Origin of the sequence: Cupriavidus pauculus, assembly GCF_008693385.1 — a bacterium.
GTDB lineage: Bacteria > Pseudomonadota > Gammaproteobacteria > Burkholderiales > Burkholderiaceae > Cupriavidus > Cupriavidus pauculus_D.
On the sequence record NZ_CP044065.1, the window covers coordinates 812,811 to 836,408 of the forward strand.

At 66.7% G+C, this 23,598-nt stretch carries 23 protein-coding genes; 20 read left to right on the plus strand and 3 right to left on the minus strand.

Annotation, left to right across the window (positions count from 1 at the left end; translation table 11 throughout):
• Window positions 1-21: 21 nt before the first annotated feature.
• The 10 genes from FOB72_RS03815 to FOB72_RS03860 all read left to right on the plus strand — a co-directional run bounded on the left by FOB72_RS03815 (window position 22) and on the right by FOB72_RS03860 (window position 10,751).
• Window positions 22-2,640, plus strand: coding sequence for a DNA polymerase III subunit gamma/tau (locus FOB72_RS03815; protein ID WP_150371302.1), 2,619 nt, complete (start codon window positions 22-24; stop codon window positions 2,638-2,640).
• A gap of 92 nt (window positions 2,641-2,732) precedes the next feature.
• Window positions 2,733-3,062: a YbaB/EbfC family nucleoid-associated protein gene (locus FOB72_RS03820; RefSeq protein WP_150371303.1), complete on the plus strand. Its 330-nt coding sequence runs from the start codon at window positions 2,733-2,735 to the stop codon at window positions 3,060-3,062.
• Between the two features lie 2 nt (window positions 3,063-3,064).
• Window positions 3,065-3,679, plus strand: a complete 615-nt coding sequence (recR, locus tag FOB72_RS03825) for a recombination mediator RecR (protein ID WP_150371304.1) — start codon at window positions 3,065-3,067, stop codon at window positions 3,677-3,679.
• Between the two features lie 46 nt (window positions 3,680-3,725).
• Complete coding sequence (locus tag FOB72_RS03830) at window positions 3,726-4,631, plus strand: LysR family transcriptional regulator (protein ID WP_150371305.1); 906 nt, start codon at window positions 3,726-3,728, stop codon at window positions 4,629-4,631.
• Between the two features lie 133 nt (window positions 4,632-4,764).
• A complete protein-coding gene (locus tag FOB72_RS03835) occupies window positions 4,765-5,961 on the plus strand; it encodes a CaiB/BaiF CoA transferase family protein (protein ID WP_150371306.1) in 1,197 nt (398 codons plus the stop codon).
• Window positions 5,958-6,929: a hydroxymethylglutaryl-CoA lyase gene (locus FOB72_RS03840; RefSeq protein WP_150371307.1), complete on the plus strand. Its 972-nt coding sequence runs from the start codon at window positions 5,958-5,960 to the stop codon at window positions 6,927-6,929. Before FOB72_RS03835 ends, FOB72_RS03840 begins: the two co-directional genes overlap by 4 nt.
• 48 nt (window positions 6,930-6,977) lie before the next feature.
• The gene (locus tag FOB72_RS03845) at window positions 6,978-7,946 is read left to right on the plus strand and encodes a Bug family tripartite tricarboxylate transporter substrate binding protein (protein ID WP_150371308.1); all 969 of its coding nucleotides are present in this window, start codon (window positions 6,978-6,980) and stop codon (window positions 7,944-7,946) included.
• A gap of 124 nt (window positions 7,947-8,070) precedes the next feature.
• Window positions 8,071-9,114, plus strand: a complete 1,044-nt coding sequence (locus FOB72_RS03850; RefSeq protein WP_150371309.1) for an ABC transporter substrate-binding protein — start codon at window positions 8,071-8,073, stop codon at window positions 9,112-9,114.
• 30 nt (window positions 9,115-9,144) lie between these two features.
• Window positions 9,145-9,957: an ABC transporter ATP-binding protein gene (locus FOB72_RS03855; RefSeq protein WP_150371310.1), complete on the plus strand. Its 813-nt coding sequence runs from the start codon at window positions 9,145-9,147 to the stop codon at window positions 9,955-9,957.
• 2 nt (window positions 9,958-9,959) lie between these two features.
• Window positions 9,960-10,751 (plus strand): ABC transporter permease, encoded by a 792-nt coding sequence (locus tag FOB72_RS03860; protein ID WP_191002183.1) that lies wholly within the window; start codon window positions 9,960-9,962, stop codon window positions 10,749-10,751.
• Between the two features lie 13 nt (window positions 10,752-10,764).
• Here the strand turns inward: FOB72_RS03860 and FOB72_RS03865 are convergent, their stop codons facing one another.
• Window positions 10,765-11,739, minus strand: a complete 975-nt coding sequence (locus tag FOB72_RS03865) for an NADPH:quinone oxidoreductase family protein (protein WP_150371311.1) — start codon at window positions 11,737-11,739, stop codon at window positions 10,765-10,767.
• A gap of 151 nt (window positions 11,740-11,890) precedes the next feature.
• On the opposite strand from FOB72_RS03865, the gene surE reads away from it, so the two are divergent.
• Genes surE through FOB72_RS03890 form a run of 5 tightly spaced genes read left to right on the plus strand, consistent with a single transcriptional unit; the run spans window position 11,891 to window position 16,614 of the window.
• A complete protein-coding gene (gene surE / locus FOB72_RS03870; RefSeq protein WP_150371312.1) occupies window positions 11,891-12,661 on the plus strand; it encodes a 5'/3'-nucleotidase SurE in 771 nt (256 codons plus the stop codon).
• Between the two features lie 58 nt (window positions 12,662-12,719).
• On the plus strand, window positions 12,720-13,685 hold the full coding sequence (locus tag FOB72_RS03875; protein WP_150371313.1) for a protein-L-isoaspartate(D-aspartate) O-methyltransferase: 966 nt from the start codon (window positions 12,720-12,722) through the stop codon (window positions 13,683-13,685).
• An 8-nt stretch (window positions 13,686-13,693) separates the two neighbouring features.
• The gene (locus tag FOB72_RS03880; RefSeq protein WP_150371314.1) at window positions 13,694-14,599 is read left to right on the plus strand and encodes a peptidoglycan DD-metalloendopeptidase family protein; all 906 of its coding nucleotides are present in this window, start codon (window positions 13,694-13,696) and stop codon (window positions 14,597-14,599) included.
• 6 nt (window positions 14,600-14,605) lie between these two features.
• On the plus strand, window positions 14,606-15,775 hold the full coding sequence (rpoS, locus tag FOB72_RS03885; RefSeq protein WP_150371315.1) for an RNA polymerase sigma factor RpoS: 1,170 nt from the start codon (window positions 14,606-14,608) through the stop codon (window positions 15,773-15,775).
• Window positions 15,772-16,614, plus strand: a complete 843-nt coding sequence (locus tag FOB72_RS03890) for a 3'-5' exonuclease (RefSeq protein ID WP_150371316.1) — start codon at window positions 15,772-15,774, stop codon at window positions 16,612-16,614. The genes rpoS and FOB72_RS03890 overlap by 4 nt, the downstream gene beginning before the upstream one ends.
• A gap of 10 nt (window positions 16,615-16,624) precedes the next feature.
• On the opposite strand, the gene FOB72_RS03895 is transcribed toward FOB72_RS03890, so the two are convergent.
• Window positions 16,625-17,491 (minus strand): endonuclease/exonuclease/phosphatase family protein, encoded by an 867-nt coding sequence (locus FOB72_RS03895; protein WP_150371317.1) that lies wholly within the window; start codon window positions 17,489-17,491, stop codon window positions 16,625-16,627.
• Between the two features lie 192 nt (window positions 17,492-17,683).
• Between FOB72_RS03895 and rlmD the strand changes: the two genes are divergently transcribed.
• Window positions 17,684-18,988: a 23S rRNA (uracil(1939)-C(5))-methyltransferase RlmD gene (gene rlmD / locus FOB72_RS03900; RefSeq protein ID WP_263364771.1), complete on the plus strand. Its 1,305-nt coding sequence runs from the start codon at window positions 17,684-17,686 to the stop codon at window positions 18,986-18,988.
• Window positions 18,989-19,044: 56 nt separating this feature from the next.
• Here the strand turns inward: rlmD and FOB72_RS03905 are convergent, their stop codons facing one another.
• On the minus strand, window positions 19,045-19,752 hold the full coding sequence (locus tag FOB72_RS03905) for a Bax inhibitor-1/YccA family protein (RefSeq protein WP_150371319.1): 708 nt from the start codon (window positions 19,750-19,752) through the stop codon (window positions 19,045-19,047).
• A 356-nt stretch (window positions 19,753-20,108) separates the two neighbouring features.
• Here FOB72_RS03905 and ndk point away from each other — a divergent pair, with 356 nt between their 5' ends.
• From ndk to FOB72_RS03925, 4 genes are read left to right on the plus strand one after another with little or no spacing between them, the layout of a single operon-like run.
• Window positions 20,109-20,534, plus strand: coding sequence for a nucleoside-diphosphate kinase (gene ndk / locus FOB72_RS03910; RefSeq protein ID WP_150371320.1), 426 nt, complete (start codon window positions 20,109-20,111; stop codon window positions 20,532-20,534).
• Between the two features lie 46 nt (window positions 20,535-20,580).
• Complete coding sequence (rlmN, locus tag FOB72_RS03915) at window positions 20,581-21,735, plus strand: 23S rRNA (adenine(2503)-C(2))-methyltransferase RlmN (protein ID WP_150371321.1); 1,155 nt, start codon at window positions 20,581-20,583, stop codon at window positions 21,733-21,735.
• Window positions 21,732-22,511 carry a type IV pilus biogenesis/stability protein PilW gene (pilW, locus tag FOB72_RS03920; protein WP_150371322.1) on the plus strand — a complete coding sequence of 260 codons (780 nt, stop codon included), beginning with the start codon at window positions 21,732-21,734 and terminating at the stop codon, window positions 22,509-22,511. Before rlmN ends, pilW begins: the two co-directional genes overlap by 4 nt.
• The gene (locus tag FOB72_RS03925) at window positions 22,504-23,589 is read left to right on the plus strand and encodes a RodZ domain-containing protein (protein ID WP_150371323.1); all 1,086 of its coding nucleotides are present in this window, start codon (window positions 22,504-22,506) and stop codon (window positions 23,587-23,589) included. The genes pilW and FOB72_RS03925 overlap by 8 nt, the downstream gene beginning before the upstream one ends.
• The last annotated feature ends 9 nt before the right edge of the window (window positions 23,590-23,598 follow it).

Sequence of the window (23,598 nt, forward strand, 5' to 3'; positions counted from 1 at the left end):
CCTTTTGCTACAATCGCCGCCATGAGTTACCAAGTTCTAGCGCGCAAATGGCGCCCCAGGGATTTCACCACGCTGGTCGGACAGGAGCACGTGGTCCGCGCGCTCACGCACGCGCTGGAACAGCAACGGCTGCACCACGCCTATCTGTTCACCGGCACGCGCGGCGTCGGCAAGACCACGCTCTCGCGGATTCTGGCCAAGGCGCTCAACTGCACCGGCGTTGACGGCAGCGGCGGCATCACGGCCGAGCCGTGCGGCCAGTGCAAGGCCTGCCAGGAAATCGACAGCGGGCGGTTCGTCGACTACATCGAGATGGACGCGGCCTCCAACCGCGGCGTCGATGAAATGGCGCAGCTGCTCGACAAGGCGGTGTATGCGCCGACGGTCGGCCGCTTCAAGGTCTACATGATCGACGAAGTGCACATGCTGACCAACCACGCCTTCAACGCGATGCTGAAGACGCTGGAAGAGCCGCCCGGGCACGTCAAGTTCATTCTCGCCACGACCGATCCGCAGAAGATTCCGGTCACGGTGCTGTCGCGCTGCCTGCAGTTCAACCTCAAGCAGATGCCGCCGGGACATATCGTCTCGCACCTCGACCATATCCTCGGGCAGGAAGGCATCACGCACGATGGCAATGCGCTGCGCCTGCTTGCGCAGGCCGCCCATGGGTCCATGCGCGATGCGCTGTCGCTGACCGACCAGGCCATTGCGTATAGCGCGGGGCAGGTGTCGGAGGAAGCGGTGCGCGGCATGCTTGGGGCGATCGACCAGAGCTACCTCGTGCAGTTGCTCGACGCGCTGGCGGCCGAGGATGGTGCCACGATGATCGGCATCGCGGATTCGATGGCGGACCGCAGCCTGTCGTTCGCGGGCGCGCTGCAGGATCTTGGGTCGCTGCTGCACAAGGTGGCGCTCGCGCAGGCGGTGCCGGCATCCGTGCAGGACGAATGGCCCGAGGCGGGCGATGTGCGCCGCCTGGCGGGGCTGTTCGATGCGCAGGAAGTGCAGCTGTTCTACCAGATCGCGAATATCGGCCGCAACGAACTGGCGCTCGCGCCGGACGAGTACGCGGGCTTTACGATGACGCTGCTGCGGATGCTTGCGTTCCGGCCGTCGGCGGCGACGCCGGCACCGGTGACGGGGCAGGGCGGCGGCCAGACCGCGCGCCCGCGCGCACCGGGCGTTGCCGCGCCGGCCGCGGCGCCGGCGATGCGAGTGGCTGCGGCGGTGGAGGCGGCAGTGGAAGCGGACCCGCCCGCGGTGGTTGCCGTAACGGAGCCGAAACCGGGCCCGGCGGCCGGCGTCGCGGAGATCGCCCCGCAGCCCGAAGCCTCTGTTGGGAGCGAGGGGGTCGAAAAGGTCGAAATGGCCGCTGAAGCATTCGAGTCCACTCCCGTGGCCGCTGTGCCGGACGCCGCGATGTCGCCGGCACGCGCGGCGCTGCTGGCTGCGCGTCAGGCGACGGCCGGACGCGGTGGACGGAGCGGGGCGCCGGCGGGCGCACCGCTGCCTGCGGCGGCTGCGAAGCCTGCCGCACCGCCTGCTCGTCCCGCTGCGCAGCCGCTGCGCCCGCCGGCCGCCAACCGGCCCGCCGCCGCGGTGGTGCCTGCGCCGGCGACGCTTGCGCCGAATGTTGCGCCGAGTGCCGCGCCGAGTGTTGCGCCAAGTGCCGCGCCGAGTGTTGCGCCGAGAGCGTCCGAGCGGCCGCAGCGTGCCGCGCAGGCTAGCGACTCGGTACCGCCGTGGGAAATGGCCGGTGGCAGCGATGTGCCGCCTTGGGAGGAGATGCCGCCCGATCTGCCGCTGATCGGCCCGTATGGCAGCGATCCCGGCTATGACGCCAGCATGATGTTCGATGCGCAGGACATGGCACCGGAAGATACCGGCCGCCGCGCGTCATTCGACCGGGGCCAGCAAGACCGCGCCCCGCATGATCGGTCCCACCAAGATCGGTCCCACCAAGATCGGGCACAGCAGGATCGGGCACAGCAGAGCTGGGCGTCCCAGAACGGCGGGTCCCAGAACGGCGGGTCGCAGAACGGCAGGTTCCAGAACGGTGGATCCCAGAGCGGCGGGTCCCAGAACGGCAGGTTCCAGAACGGCGGATCCCAGAACGGCGGATCCCAGAACGATCGATCCACGAACGGTACGCCGCGCCCGGCCGCTGCATCGCAGCCGCAGGCCCCCGCCGCGCCCGCCGTCCGCGCGGCCCCGGTCGCCCCGGCGGCCGATGCCGACGGCACGCCGCCCGTATTCACCGGCACCGCCGCCGACTGGCCCGCGCTGGCCGCCAGCCTGCCGTTGCGCGGCCTGGCCCAGCAGCTGGCCTATCAGAGCGAACTCGCGCGCGTGGTGGGCCGCACCGTCTTCCTGCGCGTGCCCGTGGCCGCCATCGCCGAAAACGGCGTGGCGGACCGCATGCAGCAGGTATTGAGCGAACATTTCGGCGTTGACGTGCGCGTGCAATGCGAGATCGGCGCCGTATTCGAGACCGCCGCCGCCGCCGATGCGCAGGCACGCGCCGAGCGCCAGCGCGAGGCCGAAGCCAATATCGAAGGCGACCCGTTCGTCCAGGGCCTGCTGCGCGAGTTCGGCGGGCAGATCGTGCCGGGCTCGATCCAGCCGCGCGCCGCCTGACCTCCACACAACAGGGCGGCCGCAAGGGACAGGGACCAACGCACCGGGACGGCCGCTCCCCTCGACACTGACACGACTACAGGAGCAACACCATGATGAAAGGTCAACTGGCCGGGCTGATGAAGCAAGCCCAGCAGATGCAGGAAAACATGAAGAAGATGCAGGATCAGCTCGCGCTGATCGAGGTCGAGGGCCAGTCCGGCGCCGGTCTCGTGAAGGTGCTGATGACCTGCAAGAACGACGTCAAGCGCGTCACGATCGATCCGAGCCTGCTGGCCGACGACAAGGACCTGCTCGAGGATCTGGTCGCCGCCGCGTTCAACGATGCCGTGCGCAAGGCCGAAGCCACCACGCAGGAAAAGATGGGTTCGATGACGGCAGGCATGCCGGGGCTGCCCCCGGGCTTCAAGCTCCCGTTCTGAGCATGAGGGCTGCGCCCCCGACCTCGCTGCAGGCACTGATCGAGGCGCTCAAGGTATTGCCCGGCGTGGGGCCGAAATCGGCCCAGCGCATGGCATACCACCTGCTCCAGCACGACCGCGACGGCGCGCGCAAGCTCGGCGACGCGCTGCGTGGCGCCGCCGATGGCATTCGCCATTGCCAGCGCTGCAATACGTTCACGGAGCAGGATCTTTGCGAGACCTGCCGCGACGAGGACCGCGACGCCTCGCTGCTGTGCGTCGTGGAGACGCCTGCCGACCAGATCATGATCGAGCAGACGCTGACCTTCCGCGGCCAGTACTTCGTGCTGATGGGGCGCCTCTCGCCGCTCGACGGCGTGGGCCCGCGCGAGATCCATCTGGACCGTCTGCTCGCGCGCGCCACCGAGCCCGAGCTCGGCGGCCCGGTCTCCGAGGTGATCGTCGCCACGAACTTCACGACCGAGGGCGAGGCCACCGCGCACTACATCGGCGAGATGCTCAAGTCCCGCGGCCTCAAGGTGTCGCGCCTCGCGCGCGGCGTACCGGTCGGTGGCGAACTCGAATACGTCGATGCTGGCACCATCGCGCGCGCCGTGATGGATCGCCGCAGCCTGTAGACACGGACTGCCAGCCTCCCTCCCTCCGCCGATCGCTCCCCGCGCCATGAATCTCGCCCGCTTCGACCTCGTCACACTCGGCCTGTTCGTGGCCGTCGTGCGCCATGGCAGCATTTCCGCGGGCGCGCGCCAGTCGCATCTGGCCGTGGCCGCGGCCAGCAAGCGGATCTCGGACCTCGAGACCGCGGTGGGCGCGCCGCTGTTCTTCCGCCATGCCGCGGGCGTGCAGCTGACCGAAGCGGGGCAGGCGTGCTACCACCACGCGCTGACCATCCTCCAGGACGTGGAGCGCATGGCCGGCGTCATGTCCGACTATGCGTCGGGCGTACGCGGCCAGGTGCGCGTGTGCGCCAATACGTCGGCCATCACGCAGTTTCTTCCGGACGATCTGGCCGAGTTCATGCGCCAGCATCCGACCATCCGTATCGAGCTCGAGGAGCAGAACAGCGCCGATATCGTCGCCGCGCTCGTCGAGAACCGCGCCGACGTCGGCATCTTCGCGGACCGCACGCCTTGCGCGGGGCTCGTGACGGTGGAATACCGGCAGGACGAGCTCGTCATCATCACGCCGCACGGCCATCCGCTCGCGCAGCGCGGGCCGGTGCATTACGCCGACACGCTCGACTACGACTTCGTGAGCCTGCCGCAGGTGACGTCGCTCGCGGCGCGACTGCTCGAGGAAAGCAGCCGGCTGGAGCGGCCGTTCCGGCTGCGTATCCAGGTGCGCAGCTTCGACGCGATGTGCCGCATGGTCATGGCCGGCCTCGGCGTGGGCGTGCTCCCGCGCATCGCGGCGGAGCCGCACGTGAAGTCGATGGGCCTGTCGCTGGTCTCGCTGCAGGACCCGTGGGCGCGGCGTTCGCTGTTGATCGGCATGCGCGATCCGGCCGCGCTGACCGTGTCGGCCCGGCTGCTGATCACCCATCTCTGCGGCGACCGCGCGCCGTTCTGACGGCGCCTCCCGCGCCGCCTCCGCGTTTTCCCTAACCTTCGCGTTCCGAGAAAGCCCGCTTTCCGGATTGCCGATTCCGTCGCCCGCCCCGGCTGGGGCACACTCGCCTCCGACATAACAGGAGACAACCGACATGGCGCGACAGATTCTCGAAGGCATTCGGGTCCTCGAACTGGGCCAACTGATTGCCGGCCCGTTCGCGGCCAAGACCCTCGCCGATTTCGGCGCGCAGATCGTCAAGGTGGAGCCCCCGGGCCAGGGTGACCCGCTGCGCAAATGGCGCATGCTCCACGAAGACACCTCGGTGTGGTGGGAAGCACAATCGCGCAACAAGCAATCGATCTGTATCGATCTGCGCCAGCCCGAAGGCCAGGCGCTCGTGCGCAAGCTCGCCGCCGAGGCGGACATCCTGATCGAGAATTTCCGCCCGGGCACCATGGAGAAGTGGGGCCTCGGCTGGGACGTGCTGCATGCCGACAATCCCAAACTCATCATGGTGCGGGTGTCGGGCTACGGCCAGACCGGCCCGCGCAAGGACGAGCCCGGCTTCGCGGCCGTGGCCGAGGCCATGGGCGGCCTGCGTTATCTGACGGGTGAGCCGGGCCGTGCGCCGGTGCGCGCGGGCCTGTCGCTCGGCGACACGATCGCCGGCCTGCACGGCGCGCTGGGCGTGCTGCTCGCCCTGTACGAGCGCGATGCGCGTGGCGGAGAAGGGCAGGTCATCGACGTGGCCCTCTATGAATCGCTGTTCAACCTCAGCGAAAGCCTGTTGCCCGAGTATTCGGCGTTCGGCGCCGTGCGGCAGCCCGCGGGGGGCGCGTTGCCCGGCATCGCGCCGTCCAATGCCTATCCCTGCGGCTGCGGCGAGTATGTGCTCATCGCCGCCAACGGCGATGCGATCTTCCGCCGCCTGATGCAGGCGATGGGCCGTCCGGACCTCGGCGAAGATCCGTCGCTCGCGCAGAACGACGGCCGCGTGAAGCGCGTGGAAGAAATCGACGCGGCCATCGCCGCCTGGACGCGCACGCAGACCGTGGCCTCCGCGCTGGAGGTCCTGCGCGAGGCGCAGGTGCCGTCGGGCCGCATCTATACCGTCAAGGACATTGCCGAAGATCCGCACTACCGCGCCCGCGGCGTCATCGAATCGGTGACGTCCGCCAGGGGACTCACGGTGGAAGTGCCGGGCGTCATGCCGAAGCTGTCGGGCAATCCCGGCGCGATCCACGACCGCGCGCCGACGCTCGGCGAACATACCGACACCGTGCTGTCGCAGGCCGGCTTCGATGCCGATGCGATCGCCGATCTGCGTGCACGAGGAGTGATTGCATGAGCGCCGGCAACGCGTACCCATTGGCGGGCCCGGCCCGCGTCGAGATCAACGACGTGGCGCCGCGCGACGGCCTGCAGATCGAGCCCGTGGTGGTGCCCACCCATGGCAAGGTCGCCTTCGTGAATGCGCTGTCGCACTGCGGGTTTGCGCGCATCGAGGCCACGTCGTTCACCTCGGCCAAGGCGATTCCCGCGCTGGCCGATGCGGAAGCGGTCATGCATCAGATCGAGCGCGTGCCCGGCGTGCGCTACACGGTGCTGGTGCCGAACCTGCGCGGCCTGGAGCGCGCGCTGTCGTGCCACCCCGATGAAGTCAACCTCGTGATGTCGACGAGCGAGACGCACAACCGCGCGAACCTGCGCATGACGCGCGAGCAGTCGCGCGCCCAGCTGCTGGCGATGATCGCCGAAGCAGGCCGCGCCGGCGTGCCCGTCAACGTGTCGCTGTCCACCGTGTTCGGCTGTCCGTTCGAGGGCGAGGTCGGCGTGGACGACGTCATGGGCTTTGCGCAGGCGTTCGCGGAGGCGGGCGCGGCCGGCATCACGCTGTGCGACACCACGGGCATGGCGTTTCCGACGCAGGTGGCCGCGCTCTGCGAGGACTTCCAGAAGCGCCTGCCCGATACGGCGCTGACCATTCATCTGCACAACACGCGCGGCATGGGCCTGGCCAATGCGATGGCGGCCTGGCAGACCGGCGTGACGCGCTTCGACGCGGCGGCCGGCGGCCTCGGCGGTTGCCCCTACGCACCCGGCGCCAGCGGCAACGTCAGTACCGAAGAGCTCGTGCATATGTTCGCCGCGATGGGCGTGGACACGGGCGTGGACCTCGACGCGCTGCTCGACGTGGTGGCGAGCCTGCCGGCACTGGTCGAGCGCGAGATCTCGAGCCAGCTCCTGCGCGCGGGACCGCGCCTGCGCACGCATCAGCCACCGGCCTGGATGGCCGCGCATTTTCAGGGTCAGTAGATTTTCCCCATCCTCACAAACCTCGAACAAGACATACGGAGACAACTCATGCAACGCAACCTCTCTCTCGTGGCGGCCTCGCTGCTGCTCGCGGCGGGCGCCGCCCACGCGCAGGACGGCACGTACCCGAGCCGTCCGATCACGCTGGTCGTGTCGGCCGCGGCCGGTGGCACCACCGATATCGCCGCGCGCATGATTTCCGAGCCGCTGTCGAAGGCGCTCGGCCAGCCCGTGGTCGTGGACAACCGTCCCGGCGGCAACGGTGGCATCGCCGCCTCGGTGGTGCAGCGCTCGAAGGCAGACGGCTATACGCTGCTGCTGCAGTACTCGGGCTTTCACGTGATCACGCCGCTGCTGACCAAGGCCTCGTGGGATCCGGTCAAGGACTTCATGCCCGTGGCCAACGTGCTGTCCGCCCCGCAGGTGCTCGTCGTGCGCCCGTCGCTGCCGGTCAAGTCGCTGAAGGAACTGGTGGCCTATGCCAAGGCCAATCCGAACAAGCTCAACTACGCGTCGTCGGGTAACGGTTCGCTGCAGCACGTGTCCACCGAACTGCTGAACCAGATGGCCGGCATCCAGATCACGCACGTGCCGTACAAGGGCACGGGCCCGGCGATGACGGACCTGCTCGGCGGTTCGGTCGATCTGACGATCACCACGCCGCCGCCGCTGATGGGCCATATCGCCGCGGGCAAGCTGCGTCCGCTCGTGGTCACGAGCAAGGAGCGCTTGCCGAGCCTGAAGGACGTGCCGTCGGCACCGGAAGCGGGCTATCCCGACCTCGACGTGTCGTCGTGGTTCGCGATGTACGCGCCGGCCGGCACGCCCAAGCCCGTCATCGACAAGCTGACCGGCGAGATCGACAAGATCATGAAGACCGAGGCATTCCGCAAGAAGGCCGAGGAACTGGGCGCCGAGGCCAAGTACATGAACCCGCAGCAGCTGGATCAGTACCAGCGCGCGGAGCTTGCGCGCTGGGGCAAGGTCATCAAGTCGGCCGATATCCACGCGGAATGATATTTGCGTAAGCAAACGCTTAAGTAGTGATCCCGATGCGGAGAGGGCGCCACTCGCGTAGCATGCGAGGGCGCCCCTTTGCATTGTGGCGACGGCTCGAAGCACGACAGTTGGAGACAATGCCATGTACAACAAGAAATTCTGGAAGCAGCTGCTGATCGCCCTCACGCTGTTCCTCGCCGGCTGGTTCACGTTCGGCTACGCGCTGGCCCAGGGCAAGCCCGAAAAGCCCAAGGTCACCGTGGCGGTGGGCGGCAAGAACCTGTTCTATTACCTGCCGCTGACGATCGCCGAGCGGCTGGGCTACTTCAAGGAAGAGGGCCTGGACGTCGAGATCGTCGATTTCGCCGGCGGTGCCAAGGCGCTGCAGGCCGTGGTCGGCGGCAGCGCGGACGTGGTGTCCGGCGCGTACGAGCATACGATCAACCTGCAGGCCAAGGGGCAGCAGTATCAGGAGTTCGTGCTCCAGGGCCGCGCGCCGCAGATCGTGCTCGTGGTCTCCAGCAAGACCATGCCGAACTACAAGTCGATCGCCGACCTCAAGGGCAAGAAGATCGGCGTGACCGCGCCGGGTTCGTCCACGAACATGATGGCCAACTTCGTGCTGGCCAAATCCGGGCTCAAGCCGTCGGACGTGTCGTTCATCGGCGTGGGCGCGAGCGCCGGCGCCGTGGCCGCGATGCGTTCGGGCCAGATCGACGCGATGGCGAACCTCGACCCCGTGATCTCGATGCTGACGCAGAAGAACGAGGTGAAGATCGCCTCCGACACGCGCACGCTGAAGGAAACCGAGGCCGTGTTCGGCGGCAATATGCCGTCGGGCTGCCTCTACGCGTCCACCGCATTCATCCAGCAGAACCCGAACACCGTGCAGGCCATGACCAACGCGATGGTGCGCGCGCTCAAGTGGCTGCAGAAGGCGGGTCCGTCCGATATCGTCAAGACGGTGCCCGAGAGCTATCTGCTCGGCGACCGCGCGCTCTATCTGGCCGCTTGGGAGAAGGTGCGCGAAGCGATCTCGCCCGACGGCGTGATGCCGGCCGATGGCCCGCGTACCGCGCTGAACACGCTGCAGCAGTTCGACCCCGAGATCAAGGGCAAGCCGATCAAGCTGGAGAACACGTTCACGAACGCGTTCGTGCAGAAGGCCAACGCCAAGTACAAGTAAGCCACAAGTCAGCCGCATCCGCGTCGCCCCATGACCACGCCAGCCCTGTCCCTCGAGAACGTGACCTGCACGTTCGTATCGCGCGAAGACCGCAGCCAGCGCTACACCGCGGTGCGCGATACCACGCTGACCATCCAGCCCGGCGAGTTCGTCTCGGTCGTCGGCCCCACGGGCTGCGGCAAGTCCACGCTGCTCAACGTCGGCGCGGGCCTGCTCGAACCCTCGAGCGGCACCGTGCGCGTATTCGGCGAGCCGTTACATGGGATCAATGCCCGGGCCGGTTACATGTTCCAGGCCGAGGCGCTGATGCCGTGGCGCAACGCGCTCGACAACGTCATCGCCGGACTCGAGTTTCGCGGCGTGCCGCGCGCGGACGCCGCGGCGCAGGGCGAGGAGTGGCTGCGCCGCGTGGGCCTGGGCGGGTTTGGCGACCGCTATCCGCACCAGCTCTCGGGCGGCATGCGCAAGCGCGTGAGCCTCGCGCAGACGCTGGTCCTGGACCCCGACATCATCCTGATGGACGAACCGTTCTCGGCGCTCGATATCCAGACGCGCCAGCTCATGGAGAACGAGGTGCTCGACCTGTGGGCCGCGAAACGCAAGGCGGTGCTGTTCATCACGCACGACCTCGACGAAGCCATCGCGATGAGCGACCGCGTGGTGGTGCTGTCGGCGGGGCCGGGCACGCATCCGATCGGCGAATTCGAGATCGATCTGCCCCGTCCGCGCGACGTGGCCGAGGTGCGCAACCATCCGCGCTTCGTGGAATTGCATGCGGCCATCTGGGACGTGCTGCGCGAAGAAGTCCTGAAAGGCTATGCTCAACAACGCAAGGTAGCCTGATCATGGCGATGCGACCCAACTCTCCCGCCATGCTGCGGGTCTGGCAACTGCTGGTCCTCGTGGTGATCCTGCTGGCATGGCACCTCGCCACGCGCTCGCAGCAGGTGGCCTTCTTCTTCGGCGAACCGCTGATGGTGGCCCAGCGCATCCGGAGCTGGTTCATCACCGAGGGCGATATCTACAAGCACCTCGGCGTGACGCTGATCGAGACCGTGCTGGCATTCGGCATCGGCACCGTGGCCGGCCTCGGCGTGGGGCTGTGGCTCGCGCTGAGCCCGATGACGGCCGCGGTCCTCGACCCCTACGTCAAGGCGATGAACTCGATGCCGCGCGTGATCCTGGCCCCGATCTTCGCGGTCTGGTTCGGCCTCGGCATCTGGTCGAAGGTGGCGCTGGCCGTCACGCTCGTCTTCTTCATCGTGTTCTTCAACGTCTATCAGGGCGTCAAGGAAGTGAGCCCCGTGGTGCTGGCCAACGCGCGGATGCTCGGCGCGAACCGCCAGCAGCTGCTGCGCCACGTGTATCTGCCGAGCGCGACGAGCTGGGTGTTCTCGTCGCTGCATACGTCGGTGGGGCTCGCGTTTGTCGGCGCCGTGGTGGGGGAATATCTGGGCTCCGCGAGCGGGGTCGGTTATCTGATCCTGCAGGCGGAGGGGACGTTCGACATCAACACGGTGTTCGCGGGCATCGTGGTGCTGACCGCATTCGCGCTGATTCTGGACTGGATCGTCAGTCTCTTCGAAAAGCGGCTGATGAAGTGGCAGCCGCAGAGCGGAGAGACCGAGAAGCTCTGATCCGCGGGGTTTGTTACGGCACGATGACGATCTTGCCCGTCACCTTGCGCGCTTCCATGTCCTTGAGCGCCTGCGGCGCCTGCTCGAGCGGGTAGCGCGCCGAGATATGCGGGCGGATCTTGCCTTCCTTCATCCAGCCCAGCATCTGCGCCATATTGGCCTGGTTGTGCTTGGGCTCGCGGCGCGCGAAATCGCCCCAGAACACGCCCACCAGCGACGCACCCTTGAGCAGCGCGAGATTCAGCGGCATCTTCGGGATTTCGCCATTGGCGAAGCCCACCACGAGATAGCGGCCGCGCCAGGCGATGGAGCGGAACGCGGGCTCGGCATAGACGCCGCCCACCGGATCGTAGATGACGTCCGGGCCCTTGCCATCGGTCAGCGCCTTGATGCGCTCGCGCAGGTCTTCGGTCGTGTAGTTGATGACCGCATCGGCGCCGTGCTCCTTGCAGACCGCGAGTTTCTCGTCGGTGGACGCCGCGGCGATCACGCGCGCGCCGATCGCCTTGCCGATCTCGATCGCGGCCAGTCCCACGCCGCCCGCGGCACCCAGCACGAGCATCGTCTCGCCGGCCTTGAGTTCGCCGCGATCGACCACCGCGTGGTGCGAGGTGCCGTACGTCAGCGTGAACGCGGCGGCGGTCTCGAAGTCGATGCCCGGGGGCATCGGCACCACAGACGCCGCCTTCGCGCGCGCCTGCGAGGCGAACGCGCCATTGCCGAGGTAGGCGATCACCGCATCGCCAGGTTTCACGTGCGTGACACCGGCACCGACCGCATTGACCACGCCCGCGAGCTCGGAGCCCGGAGAGAAGGGCAGTTCGGGCTTGGCCTGGTATTTGTTCTGGATGATCAGCACGTCGGGGAAGTTCACGCCGGCCGCTTTCACGTCGATGATCACCTCGCCATCGCCGGGCACGAAGTCCGGCAGCGTTTCGAGGACGAGCGAATCGGGCGGGCCCCAGGCCTTGCACAGTACGGCTTTCATGATGTCTCCGGAGTGGTGGTGAGTGTGTTGCCGGTGCAGCGTGCGGGCAAGTGTAACGCAAAAAAGCACGATCGTTCTGTTTGCCGCCGTGCCGTATTTTTGGGCCTGTTCGACGCATGCCGCACCGCGTCGCTCGGGTACAATCGCGGCCATGCATATCCTTCTCGCCAACGACGACGGTTACCTCGCGCCCGGCCTGGCGGCGCTGCACGCCGCATTGACGCCGCTCGCACGCGTTACGGTCATCGCACCGGAACAGAACCACAGCGGCGCCTCGAATTCGCTGACGCTGCAGCGTCCGCTCTCGGTATTCGAGGCGCGCGAGGGGGTGCAGAAGGGCTTCACGTTCATCAATGGCACACCGACCGACTGCGTGCACGTCGCGCTCACCGGCCTGCTCGAGGACCGGCCGGACCTCGTGGTCTCGGGGATCAACCAGGGCCAGAACATGGGCGAGGACGTGCTGTACTCGGGCACGGTCGCCGCGGCCATCGAAGGGTATCTGTTCGGCATTCCGTCGATCGCGTTCTCGCAGGTCGACAAGGGCTGGGAGCACCTCGACGCGGCCGCGCGCATCGCGCGCGAGGTGGTCGAGCACGTCATCTCGTCGCCGCCTTCGTTTTCATCCTCGTCGCCGTTCCTGCTGAACGTGAATATTCCGAATCTGCCTTACGAACATCTGCGCGGACTGCGCGCGACGCGTCTTGGCAAGCGGCACCCGTCGCAGCCCGTGATCACGCAGGTCAATCCGCGCGGCGACACGAACTACTGGATCGGGCCTTCGGGCGACGCGCTCGATGCGAGCGAAGGCACGGACTTCCACGCGGCCGCGGAGGGCTTCGTCTCCATCACGCCGCTGCAGCTCGATCTCACGCATCGCGCCCAGCTCGCACAGCTGGGGCAATGGCTGGAGCGCAATTGAGCCGCCGGCCGGCCCGCGCAGCGGCACGCTGCGTATCGATGATGCGGAGCGCGTTCGCATGACGGCACCGCCGCGATCCCGCTTTCCGCTCACGCTCGACGCGGTGGTCGAGCGCAAGCCCGCGCCCGAACGCACCGCGGGCATGCCCGCGATCGATGCCGCGCGCAAATCGGCGGTGCCCGTCGTGCCCGCCGCGCAGACTCCCCCGAATGCGCTCAAGCCGCTCAGTTCCGCACTGAGTTCGGCCGTGCAGCGCGGACGCAAGCCGGCATTGTCGGCCACCACGCCGCAACCGGTGACGCCGGGCAGCGCCGTCGAGGCCCGCACCTCGGCCGCGACGGCCGGCGGCGGCGGCATGGCCTCCGATCGCGCGCGCGGCGCGCTGACCGCGCGGCTGCGCGCATCGGGCATTCGCGACGAACGCGTGCTGCGCGCGATCGGTACCGTCCCGCGCCATCTGTTCATGGAGCCGGGCCTCGCGTCGCAGGCCTATGAAGATGCGGCGCTGCCGATCGGGCATCAGCAGACCATTTCCAAGCCGTCCGTGGTGGCCCGCATGATCGAGCTGCTGCGCGACGGCCTTCCGCCGGAACAGCCGCTCGCGCGCGTGCTCGAGATCGGTACCGGCTGCGGCTATCAGGCGGCCGTGCTGAGCCTCGCCGCCGAAGAAGTTTTCTCGATCGAACGAATTCGCCCGCTCCACGAGCAGGCCAAGGCGAACCTGCGGCCGTTGCGCCTGCCTAACGTGCGGCTGCATTACGGCGACGGCATGCTGGGGCTGCCTCAGGCGGCGCCGTTTTCGTCGATCATTCTCGCGGCCGCGGGCATGGAGGTGCCCGAAGCCCTGCTGGAGCAGCTCGCGATCGGCGGCAGGCTCATCGCGCCCGTGGCGGTGCCCGCGGGGGCGGGCGGCCAGGGCGGCGCGCAGCAGTTGCTGCTTATCGAGCGCCTCAACCGGCATCGCTTTCATCGGACCGCGCTTGAAGCTGTTTTCTTTGTGCCCTTAAAATCGGGCACCATCTGAGTCGAACTATGCACAACAACGTGAAATCGGATCATTTCGCTCGCGCAGGACAGGTTCTCGTCGTCACCGCCATGGCCGCGCTGCTCGGCGCATGCGCCAATTCGCCCATGCCGGCCCCCGCGCCTGTGGTCGACCGCACATCCACCGCCGGCACGCCTGGCGCTTCAACGACCGAACCGGCGCCGCCGGGGTACTATCGCGTCAAGCGTGGCGATACGCTGTATCGCATCGCGCTGGAGAACGGTCAGTCGTATCGCGATGTCGCGGGCTGGAACAATCTCGGCAACGTTAACCAGATCGAGGTCGGCCAGCTGTTGCGCGTGGTGCCGCCGAGCGCGGATCCGAACGCGGCGGCGGGCGTGGCGACGGTGCCGATCAATGCCGGCAACGTGCAGGCGCAGCCGATCGACGCATCGCGTCCGGTGGGCACGCCGATGTCGGCCGCATCGGCCGCCAGCGCGCCCGCGACGACTGCCGCGGCACCGGTGGCGACGCCGCCCGCGGCGGCGGCTTCCGCGCCTTCGGCAGCCTCGGCCGCAGTGGCCGAAGGGTCGATGCGGATGGCATGGCCGGCGACCGGTCAGCTGATCGGGAAGTTCGATGAAAAGGGCAACAAGGGCATCGATATTGCTGGCAAGAAGGGGGATCCCGTACTCGCCGCGGAGGAAGGTAAGGTGATTCACGTAGGCCCCTTGCGCGGCTACGGGAATCTTGTCATCATCAAACACAATGAAACGTATCTCACCGCATACGGGCATAACGACAAGGTGCTGGTGGCAGAGCAATCAACGGTTCGGAAGGGCCAGAAGATTGCCGAAATGGGTAACAGTGATACTGACAGGGTCAAGCTGCACTTCGAGGTTCGAAAGAACGGAAAACCGGTCGATCCAATGCGGTATCTGCCGCCACAGTGAGGTTTCATGCCACGCCAGAAAACTGTTTCATCCGGAGTTGTCAGCAGGACCCGTCGTCCCAAGCAGCCGGAAGGAAAGGCTGGCGTGGTGGCGCAGGCTGACGACGCAGTCGACGACGGCGTAGTGGCCGCGGTCGACCCCGAGATGTTCGACGGCGACCCCGCCGCCGAGATGGTGCCTGCGACCGACGAGCCGATTACCGCGGTATCGCGTGCGGGTTTGCGCGAAGAGCCCGTCGCCGAAGATGACGACGACGAGGACGAAGAAGACGAGGAAGAAGAGGGCGGAGCCGAACCCGCCGCCGAACCCGACGACTTCAAGACGGTCCTGCATACCGAACTCGCCGCCGATACGGTCCAGCACTATCTCAATCGCATCAGTATCAAGCCGCTGCTGTCCGCGCCGGAGGAGCTGCATTTCTCGACGCTCGCGAAGGAAGGCGATTTCTCCGCGCGGCAGGTGATGATCGAGCGTAACCTGCGCCTCGTGGTCAGCATCGCGAAGGGCTATCTCAATCGGGGCGTGCCGCTGCTCGACCTGATCGAGGAAGGCAACCTCGGCCTCATGCATGCGATCGAGAAATTCGACCCGTCGCGCGGGTTCCGTTTTTCCACGTACGCCACATGGTGGATCCGCCAGAGCATCGAGCGCGCCATCATGAACCAGGCGCGCACGGTTCGCCTGCCGGTGCACGTGATTCGCGAACTGAACCAGGTCCTGCGCGCCAAGCGCCACCTCGAAAAGGGTGGCACGGATGGCCGCGACGCCAGCCTCGAGGACATCGCACATCTCCTCGGAAAGACGCCTGACGAGGTGCAGGACGTTCTGGCACTCAATGAACACACCACCTCGCTCGATACGCCGTTCGATCTCGACCCGGGCTCGAGCCTGCTGGACTTCCTTTCCGACGAGCACAATGCCGCGCCGGATCAGGAGGTCGCTCACCGCGAGCTGGAAAACCTGATGAAGCTCTGGCTCGCACGCCTGTCGGAGAAGCATCGCTATGTGGTGGAACGCCGCTTCGGCCTCAACCACATCGAGCCGGCCACGCTCGAGGAGCTGGCCGAGGAAATGGGCCTGACGCGCGAGCGCGTGCGCCAGATCCAGCAGGAAGCGCTGGTCAAGCTCAAGCGGCATTTCGCTTCGCAAGGTGTAAGGAAGGACGCTGTTTTATGACACCTGTGCTGGTATTCGACATCGAGACGATTCCCGATGTCGCCGGCCTGCGCCGTTTGCATGACCATCCCGCATCGATGAGCGACGCCGAAGTCGCCGAGCATGCGTTTGCCGCCCGCCGGGAGAAGACCGGCTCCGATTTCCTGCCGCACCATCTGCAGCGCGTGGCCGCGATTTCATGCGTGCTGCGCCGGACGCAGCGCGACGGTTCGGCCAGCTTCCATGTGGGCTCGCTCGGCACCGTCGAGGACACCGAGGCCACGCTGATCCAGAAGTTCTACGAACTGATTGCGCGCTACAGCCCGCAGCTCGTGTCGTGGAACGGCGGCGGTTTCGATCTGCCCGTGCTGCACTATCGCGGACTCGTCAACGGCGTGTCCGCGCCGCGCTACTGGGAGATGGGCGAAGGCCGCGACGACGACAGCCGCGACTTCAAGTGGAACAACTACATCAGCCGCTATCACATGCGGCATCTGGACCTGATGGACCTGCTGGCGATGTACCAGCCGCGCGCGAGCGCGCCGCTCGACGACCTCGCCAAGCTGTGCGGATTCCCGGGCAAGCTCGGCATGGACGGCAGCAAGGTATGGGAGGCCTATCAGGGCGGCCAGCTCGACGCGATTCGCGCGTATTGCGAGACCGACGTCGTCAACACGTACCTCGTGTACTGCCGCTTCCAGCTGATGCGCGGCGGCCTGTCCGCGCGCGAATTCGATCATGAGGTCGCGTTCGTGCAGGAATCGCTGGCCGAACTGCCGGGCGAGCAGTGGATGGAATACCTGCGCGCGTTCCAGCTGCGCCCCGTCAGCGAAGAGGCCGAGGACGACGAGTCGTTCTAGGGGCGTCCGCCTAGATATCGAGGCTCAGGTGAATGGGCTGATGGTCCGAGTGCGGCGTCTCGCCATTCACCTCGCAGCGCTTTACGCGATCCCGCAAATCCTCAGTCACGAACACGAAGTCGCACGCGAAGGGCGGCTCGTTCCATTGCTCGCGGTCGTATAGCGCGCACGTGGGCGCATGCGGCTGGCCGGGGTGCGTATGCACCCACGCATCGCGCCAGTTCGGCGTGCCGTCGCCATACGGCACGAGCATGTGCCGGTAGGCCACGTCATCGACCTTGCTGTTGAAGTCGCCGCAGAGAATCGCCTGCGTCGGGCGCGGCTCGGGTTCGAACGGCCCCGGACCTTTCTCGTCGCGCCCCGGATGCCGCGCATGGGCGCAGGCTTCCGCATGCCACACGCGCAGCGCTTCCGCCTGTGCCGCGCGCTGCGAGGCCGAGTAGTACTCGAGGTGGGTCGTGATCACGCGTACGCGCTGCGGCGCGGCGGCGGTCCCCGTTTCCACGGTCACCTCCAGCGCGACGCGCGGCATCGACGGCACGCTCGGGTCCGCGGGCCACGGCAGCGCATGCCGGAAGACCTCGCGCACGGGCAGCCGCGTGGCGATCGCATTGCCGAACTGGCGCGGCGCGCCATCGTTGCCGTACCGGTCCACGCCGGGCGCGAACAGGATGCGGTAGCCGGGAAGCAGGGCCGTGAGTTCGGCTACCTGGTCGCGCTGTGGCCCGCCCGCGATATCGCCGAACCCGCGCGTGATTTCCTGCAGGCAGATCACGTCGGCATCGGCCATTTCTCGCAGCGTGCCCACGGTGCGCGCAAGGTCCACCTTGCCATCCGCGCCGCGGCCCCACTGCACGTTCCAGTTCAGCAACTCCATCGTCGTGTCTCCATGGAATACAATCGCGCATTCGCAAAACAATACGCCAGGTCCCCGCAGGTGTCTCAATCCGTGTCCGTCCAGCCAGAGCAGGTGGAGACCGCGCCGTCAGGTGCCGCGTCCGCCGCATCCCCATCCGCACCCCCCGCCAAACCGAAGATCGAGCCAGTCGTGGTCATCGATGCCCTCGATATGGAAGCGCGCGGCGTGGGCCGCCTCGTCAACGAGGATGGCACCCCGGGCAAGGTGATCTTCGTCGAAGGCGCGCTGCCCGGCGAAACCGTGAGCTACCGCAGCTTCAAGCGCAAGCCCAGCTACGAGCAGGCCTCGCTGGTCGAGATCAAGCAGCCGTCCGTGATGCGTGTCACGCCGGGCTGCCAGTATTTCGGCGTTTGCGGCGGCTGCTCGATGCAGCATCTGGACTCGCGCGCGCAGCTCGCCATCAAGCAGCGCATTCTCGAAGACAACCTCTGGCATCTGTCGAAGGTGCGTCCCGACGTCGTGTTCCGTCCCATCGCCGGCCCGGACTGGGGCTATCGCTTCCGCGCGCGCCTGACCGTGCGTTACGTGGCCAAGAAGGGCGGGGTGCTGGTGGGCTTTCACGAGCGCAAGAGCAGCTATGTGGCGGACATGACGTCATGCGAAGTATTGCCGCCGCATGTGTCAGCATTGTTGATGCCGCTGCGCGAACTGGTGACAGGCCTGTCCATTCGCGACCGCATGCCACAGATCGAACTTGCGGTGGGGCAGGACGTGACGGCGCTCGTGTTGCGTATCCTCGAGCCGCTGACCGATGCCGACAAGGACCTGCTGCGCGCGTTCGCGGACCAGCACAACGTGCAGTTCTGGCTGCAGCCGAAGGGGCCGGACACGGTGCACGTGTTCCACCCGACGGACCGCGAGCTCGCCTACACGCTGCCCGAGTTCGGCATCCGCATGCCGTTCAAGCCCACGGATTTCACGCAGGTCAATCACCAGATCAACCGCGTGCTGATCGGCCGCGCACTGCGTCTGCTCGACGCGCAGCCGTCGGACCGGCTGCTCGACCTGTTCTGCGGTATCGGCAATTTCACGCTGCCACTGGCCACGCAGGGGACCTCGGTCATGGGCATCGAGGGCAGCGAGGCGCTGACCACGCGCGCGTTGGCCAATGCCGAATACAACGGGCTGGCGCACAAGACGTCGTTTGCGTGCCGTAACCTGTTCGAGGTGACCGCGGAGGATATCGCCCAGCTGGGCCGCTTCGACCGCTGGCTCGTGGACCCGCCGCGCGAGGGCGCGCTGGCCGTGAGCAAGGCGCTCGCCGAACTCCACCAGCAGGGCAGCGATGTGCTGCCGAAGCGCATTGTCTACGTGTCGTGCAACCCGGCCACGCTGGCGCGCGATGCCGGTCTGCTCGTGCACGAGGCGGGCTACCGGCTCAGCGGCGCGGGTGTGGTCAATATGTTCCCGCACACGTCGCACGTGGAGTCGATCGCGGTATTCGATCGCGCATAAAAAAACCGGCCCGAAGGCCGGTTTTTTTCAACGACCGAAGTCGTTGGCAGTCGCCGTCAGTCTCGGTTGCCGCCGAAGATGCCCAGCAGCGCCAGCAGGTTCACGAATACGTTGTACACGTCGAGGTAGATCGCGAGCGTGGCCGTCACGTAGTTCGTTTCGCCGCCGTTCACGACGCGCTGCACGTCGATCAGGATGAACGCCGAGAAGATCGCGATCGCAATCAGCGACACGGTGATCATCAGCGCCGGCAGATGCAGCCAGAGGTTCGCGATGGAGGCGAGGATCAGCATGATCACGCCGACCATCAGGAACTTGGTCATGCCCGAGAAATCGCGCTTGCTCGTCGTGGCGATGGTCGCCATCGTCGCGAACACCGCCGCGGTGCCGCCGAACGCGTACATGATCAGCGCGGGCCCGTTCGAGAAACGCAGCGTCACCCCGATCAGGTTCGACAGCCACAGGCCCATCACGAATGTGAAGGCCAGTAGCAGCACGACGCCCAGTCCGCTGTTCTTCGTCTTCTCGATGGCGAAGAAGAAGCCGAACATGATGGCGATGAACAGGATGGCGGAGATGCCCGGGCTTCCCGCGATCAGTGTGAAGCCGCCCATCGCGACGCCCAGCCAGGCGCCGAGCACCGTGGGGACCATCGACAATGCGAGCAGCCAGTATGTGTTGCGCAGGACCCGGTTGCGCGCGATCGCGGCATTGGCGCCCGAGGCGCTGTTGCCGAAGCTATAGGTATCGAGCCTTTCGTTCATGGTGACTCCTGTCTCAAAATGGTGTGGCCGGGTGGCCCCGGCGCGGCACAGTCTGAATGTCGCACCGCGTCAGTTGAATTGCAAGGGGCGGCCACCAAGTATTACGGCAATGTAATCTCATTGATTGTCTTAACAACCACCCATATAAACGCTTGTCTTGCAGATTCGAACACATTTGACGTGGCGCAAGGCAAACTGTTCCGCAAGTGTGATGTAAATACCACACGACGGGACCGGGAAAAGATTACACGCGATCACAGTGCAACCCCGGTTGCCCCCGCTCGAATCCGTCATTGTCTCGTGCTAGAATTGCACGTTTATTCCTTTAGTAACCCCTTCATTTTTCGGAGTTTTTCATGGCGATCGAACGCACCCTGTCGATTATCAAGCCGGATGCCGTGGCCAAGAACGTTATCGGCCAGATCTACGCCCGTTTCGAGGCCGCCGGCCTCAAGATCGTTGCCGCCAAGCTGGTCCAGCTGTCGCGCGCCGAAGCCGAGCAGTTCTACGGCGTGCACAAGGAGCGTCCGTTCTTCAAGGACCTCGTGGACTTCATGGTGTCGGGCCCGGTGATGATCCAGGTCCTGGAAGGCGAGAACGCCATCGCCAAGAACCGTGACCTGATGGGCGCCACGGACCCGAAGAAGGCCGACAAGGGCACGATCCGCGCCGACTTCGCCGACAGCATCGACGCGAACGCCGTGCACGGTTCGGACGGTGCGGAAACCGCTGCCGCTGAAGTCGCATTCTTCTTCGCGGGTCTGAACGTTTACAGCCGCTGATTGTCCCTGCTGACATCACGCTGAAATCCACGCTGGAACTGTAGTCATGAACGATCTCGTCAATCTGCTCGATCTGGATGCGGACGCGCTCACCGCCTATTGCGGCGAGCTCGGCGAGAAGCCGTTCCGCGCGCGCCAGTTGCAGCGCTGGATCCACCAGTTCGGTGCCAGCCGTTTCGACGCCATGTCGGATCTCGCCAAGTCGCTGCGCGAAAAGCTCGCGACCCGCGCCGAGATCCGCGCGCCGTCCGTCATCGCCGACAACGTGTCGTCCGACGGCACGCGCAAGTGGCTCGTCGATGTCGGTGCCGGCAATGCGGTGGAGACCGTGTATATCCCCGAGGAAACGCGTGGCACGCTGTGCGTGTCCTCGCAGGCGGGCTGCGCGGTCAACTGCCGTTTCTGCTCGACGGGCAAGCAGGGGTTCTCGCGGAACCTCAGCACCGGCGAGATCATCGGCCAGCTCTGGATGGCCGAATTCGCGATGCGCGAGCACCTGGGCCGTGGTCCCAAGGACGAACGCGTGATTTCGAACGTCGTGATGATGGGCATGGGCGAACCGCTGCTCAATTACGACCAGGTCGTGCCGGCCCTGCGGCTGATGCTCGACGACAACGCGTACGGCCTGTCGCGCCGCCGCGTGACGGTGTCCACGTCCGGCGTCGTGCCGATGATGGACCGGCTGTCGAAGGATCTTCCGGTGGCGCTCGCGGTCTCGCTGCACGCCTCGAACGATCCGCTGCGCGACATGCTCGTGCCGCTGAACAAGAAGTACCCGCTGGCCGAACTGATGGCGGCATGCCGCCGTTACCTCGAGTTCGCGCCGCGCGATTTCATTACTTTCGAATACTGCATGCTCGATGGCGTCAACGACGGCGTCGAGCACGCGCGGGAACTGCTGAAGCTTGTGGCCGACGTGCCCTGCAAGTTCAACCTGATCCCGTTCAACCCGTTCCCGGAATCGGGGCTGAAGCGCTCGAACAACGAGCAGATCCGACGCTTCGCCCAGGTGCTGATGGACGCGGGCATCGTTACCACGATCCGCAAGACGCGCGGCGACGACATCGACGCCGCATGCGGCCAGCTGGCCGGCGAAGTCATAGATCGTACCCGTCTGGCCGAGCGCGGCAAGTTCGGCAAGATCGTGCCAGTGGTGCCGGTCAACGCGGCCGGCAAAGCTCGGGAGGCTCGCCCCGCATGATGCGTCTGATTGTCGCGGCCCTGTTCGGGCTGGTGATGTTGTCTGCCTGCACGCTGCCGAATCCGCAGCCGCAGGGTATCCCGACCGCCTCCGACCAGACCGACGTCAGTCGCCGGGCGATGATTCGCCTGCAGCTGGCGATGGGTTATCTCGAGGCCGGGCAATATTCCGTGGCGCTCGACGAAAGCAAGCAGGCGATCGCGATCGATCCGGCGATGGTCGATGCGTACCATATGCGCGCGCTGGCCTATCAGGGCATGAACGAACGCGCGCTCGCGGAAGACAGCTTCCGCACCGCGCTGTCGATGCGGCCCAACGATGCCGACGTGCTGAACAACTACGGCTGGTTCCTGTGCCAGAACAACCGTGCGGGCGAAGGTCTGCCGATCCTGCGCCGCGCGGTCGACGCGCCGTCGGCGAGCGGCCCCGTCAAGCCGCTGATCAGCCTGGGCGTGTGCGAGATGCGCACCGGCAACAGCGAGGGCGCGGAGAAGACGCTGCTGCGCGCGCTCGGCTACGACCGCAACAACCAGGCGGCAATCACCAATCTTGCGCTGGTCTACTACCGCCGTGGCGACCTCGTGCAGGCACAACAATATATCGGGCGCGTCAACAACAGCCGCACGCCGAGCGCGCAATCGCTCTGGCTCGGGCTGCGCATCGCGCACCGGCGCGGCGACGCCACGACGCAGAACGCGCTCGTGTCGCAATTGCGCAGCCGGTTTCCGGAATCGCGCGAGCTGAGCGCCTTTGAACAGGGAGCATGGGATGAGTGAACAGGAGCGTGCCGAAAGCCAGACTGCTTCGGGCGTGGTGGAGACCGATCGTGACGCCGTGGCGCGCGAGATCGGCGCACAGCTCAAGGCGGGGCGCGAGGCGCAGCGCTTGTCGCTCGAGGACGTGAGCGCGCGGCTCAAGGTGGCGGCGACGAAGCTCGCGGCGATCGAGTCCGGCAACGTGTCGAGCCTGCCGGACGTGACGTTCGCCAAGGGCGTGATGCGTGCTTATGCCCGCACGCTCCATATCGATATCGATCCGCTGCTGGGCCGTTATCACGCGCAGGCGCAGACCACGCCCGTGGCGGAGATCACGCGCCGGCACGAGGGTTCGCTGAACCAGACGTTCGACGACCGCAATCGCTTCGGCTCGAGCAACCGCTTCGGTTCGGGCGGCTCGGCAAGCAGCGGTGGCCGCTGGGTCTGGCTGTTCTTCGTCGTGGCCGTGCTCGGCGCGGGCGGCTGGTTCGGCTATGACCATGCCAAGGCGTGGCTCGAGGCGCGCCATCAGCAGAACGAACACGCGGCCGAAACGGCGGCGACGGACGAGGCCACGCCGCAGTCCAGCGGCGATGGCACCGTGACCGCGGCGCTGCCGCCCGTGATGACGGGCAACGATTCGCCGGCTCCCTCGGAGGCGCCCGCGATCACGGCCCCGGCGCCGGCCACGGCGGGTACCGCCACGACGGCGACCGCCACGACCGCGAGCGGCATGCCGCTGGCCACCGGTGGCGCCCTGACGGCGCCGACGGCGCCGGGTGCGACGGAAACCCCCGCGGCGAGCGCGCCGGCGGCAGCGGTAGCGGCAACGGCAGCGGCAGCGGCTGCCGCGGCGGCCGGTGGCGACGTGGAACTGCGTTTCTCGGCCGATACCTGGTACGAGGTCCGCGATCGCAACGGCAAGGTGGTGCTCGGTGGCACCGCAAAGGCCGGCGACGTCGTGACCGGCGGCGGTGCCGCACCGTACAAGCTCGTGATCGGCAACGTGAAGGGTGTCGAATCGGTGCGCCGGAACGGCGCGCCCGTGGATTTCAAGAGCGCGGACCGCAACAACGTGGCGCGGCTGACGTTACCGTAATCGGTCGGT

Excerpts from the sequence above, each read along its gene's own strand:
- FOB72_RS03815 (WP_150371302.1), top strand. The coding sequence starts at position 22 with ATGAGTTACCAAGTTCTAGCGCGCAAATGGCGCCCCAGGGATTTCACC.
- FOB72_RS03820 (WP_150371303.1), top strand. The coding sequence starts at position 2,733 with ATGATGAAAGGTCAACTGGCCGGGCTGATGAAGCAAGCCCAGCAGATG.
- recR (WP_150371304.1), top strand. The coding sequence starts at position 3,065 with ATGAGGGCTGCGCCCCCGACCTCGCTGCAGGCACTGATCGAGGCGCTC.
- FOB72_RS03830 (WP_150371305.1), top strand. The coding sequence starts at position 3,726 with ATGAATCTCGCCCGCTTCGACCTCGTCACACTCGGCCTGTTCGTGGCC.
- FOB72_RS03835 (WP_150371306.1), top strand. The coding sequence starts at position 4,765 with ATGGCGCGACAGATTCTCGAAGGCATTCGGGTCCTCGAACTGGGCCAA.
- FOB72_RS03840 (WP_150371307.1), top strand. The coding sequence starts at position 5,958 with ATGAGCGCCGGCAACGCGTACCCATTGGCGGGCCCGGCCCGCGTCGAG.
- FOB72_RS03845 (WP_150371308.1), top strand. The coding sequence starts at position 6,978 with ATGCAACGCAACCTCTCTCTCGTGGCGGCCTCGCTGCTGCTCGCGGCG.
- FOB72_RS03850 (WP_150371309.1), top strand. The coding sequence starts at position 8,071 with ATGTACAACAAGAAATTCTGGAAGCAGCTGCTGATCGCCCTCACGCTG.
- FOB72_RS03855 (WP_150371310.1), top strand. The coding sequence starts at position 9,145 with ATGACCACGCCAGCCCTGTCCCTCGAGAACGTGACCTGCACGTTCGTA.
- FOB72_RS03860 (WP_191002183.1), top strand. The coding sequence starts at position 9,960 with ATGGCGATGCGACCCAACTCTCCCGCCATGCTGCGGGTCTGGCAACTG.
- FOB72_RS03865 (WP_150371311.1), bottom strand. The coding sequence starts at position 11,739 with ATGAAAGCCGTACTGTGCAAGGCCTGGGGCCCGCCCGATTCGCTCGTC.
- surE (WP_150371312.1), top strand. The coding sequence starts at position 11,891 with ATGCATATCCTTCTCGCCAACGACGACGGTTACCTCGCGCCCGGCCTG.
- FOB72_RS03875 (WP_150371313.1), top strand. The coding sequence starts at position 12,720 with ATGACGGCACCGCCGCGATCCCGCTTTCCGCTCACGCTCGACGCGGTG.
- FOB72_RS03880 (WP_150371314.1), top strand. The coding sequence starts at position 13,694 with ATGCACAACAACGTGAAATCGGATCATTTCGCTCGCGCAGGACAGGTT.
- rpoS (WP_150371315.1), top strand. The coding sequence starts at position 14,606 with ATGCCACGCCAGAAAACTGTTTCATCCGGAGTTGTCAGCAGGACCCGT.
- FOB72_RS03890 (WP_150371316.1), top strand. The coding sequence starts at position 15,772 with ATGACACCTGTGCTGGTATTCGACATCGAGACGATTCCCGATGTCGCC.
- FOB72_RS03895 (WP_150371317.1), bottom strand. The coding sequence starts at position 17,491 with ATGGAGTTGCTGAACTGGAACGTGCAGTGGGGCCGCGGCGCGGATGGC.
- rlmD (WP_263364771.1), top strand. The coding sequence starts at position 17,684 with ATGGAAGCGCGCGGCGTGGGCCGCCTCGTCAACGAGGATGGCACCCCG.
- FOB72_RS03905 (WP_150371319.1), bottom strand. The coding sequence starts at position 19,752 with ATGAACGAAAGGCTCGATACCTATAGCTTCGGCAACAGCGCCTCGGGC.
- ndk (WP_150371320.1), top strand. The coding sequence starts at position 20,109 with ATGGCGATCGAACGCACCCTGTCGATTATCAAGCCGGATGCCGTGGCC.
- rlmN (WP_150371321.1), top strand. The coding sequence starts at position 20,581 with ATGAACGATCTCGTCAATCTGCTCGATCTGGATGCGGACGCGCTCACC.
- pilW (WP_150371322.1), top strand. The coding sequence starts at position 21,732 with ATGATGCGTCTGATTGTCGCGGCCCTGTTCGGGCTGGTGATGTTGTCT.
- FOB72_RS03925 (WP_150371323.1), top strand. The coding sequence starts at position 22,504 with ATGAGTGAACAGGAGCGTGCCGAAAGCCAGACTGCTTCGGGCGTGGTG.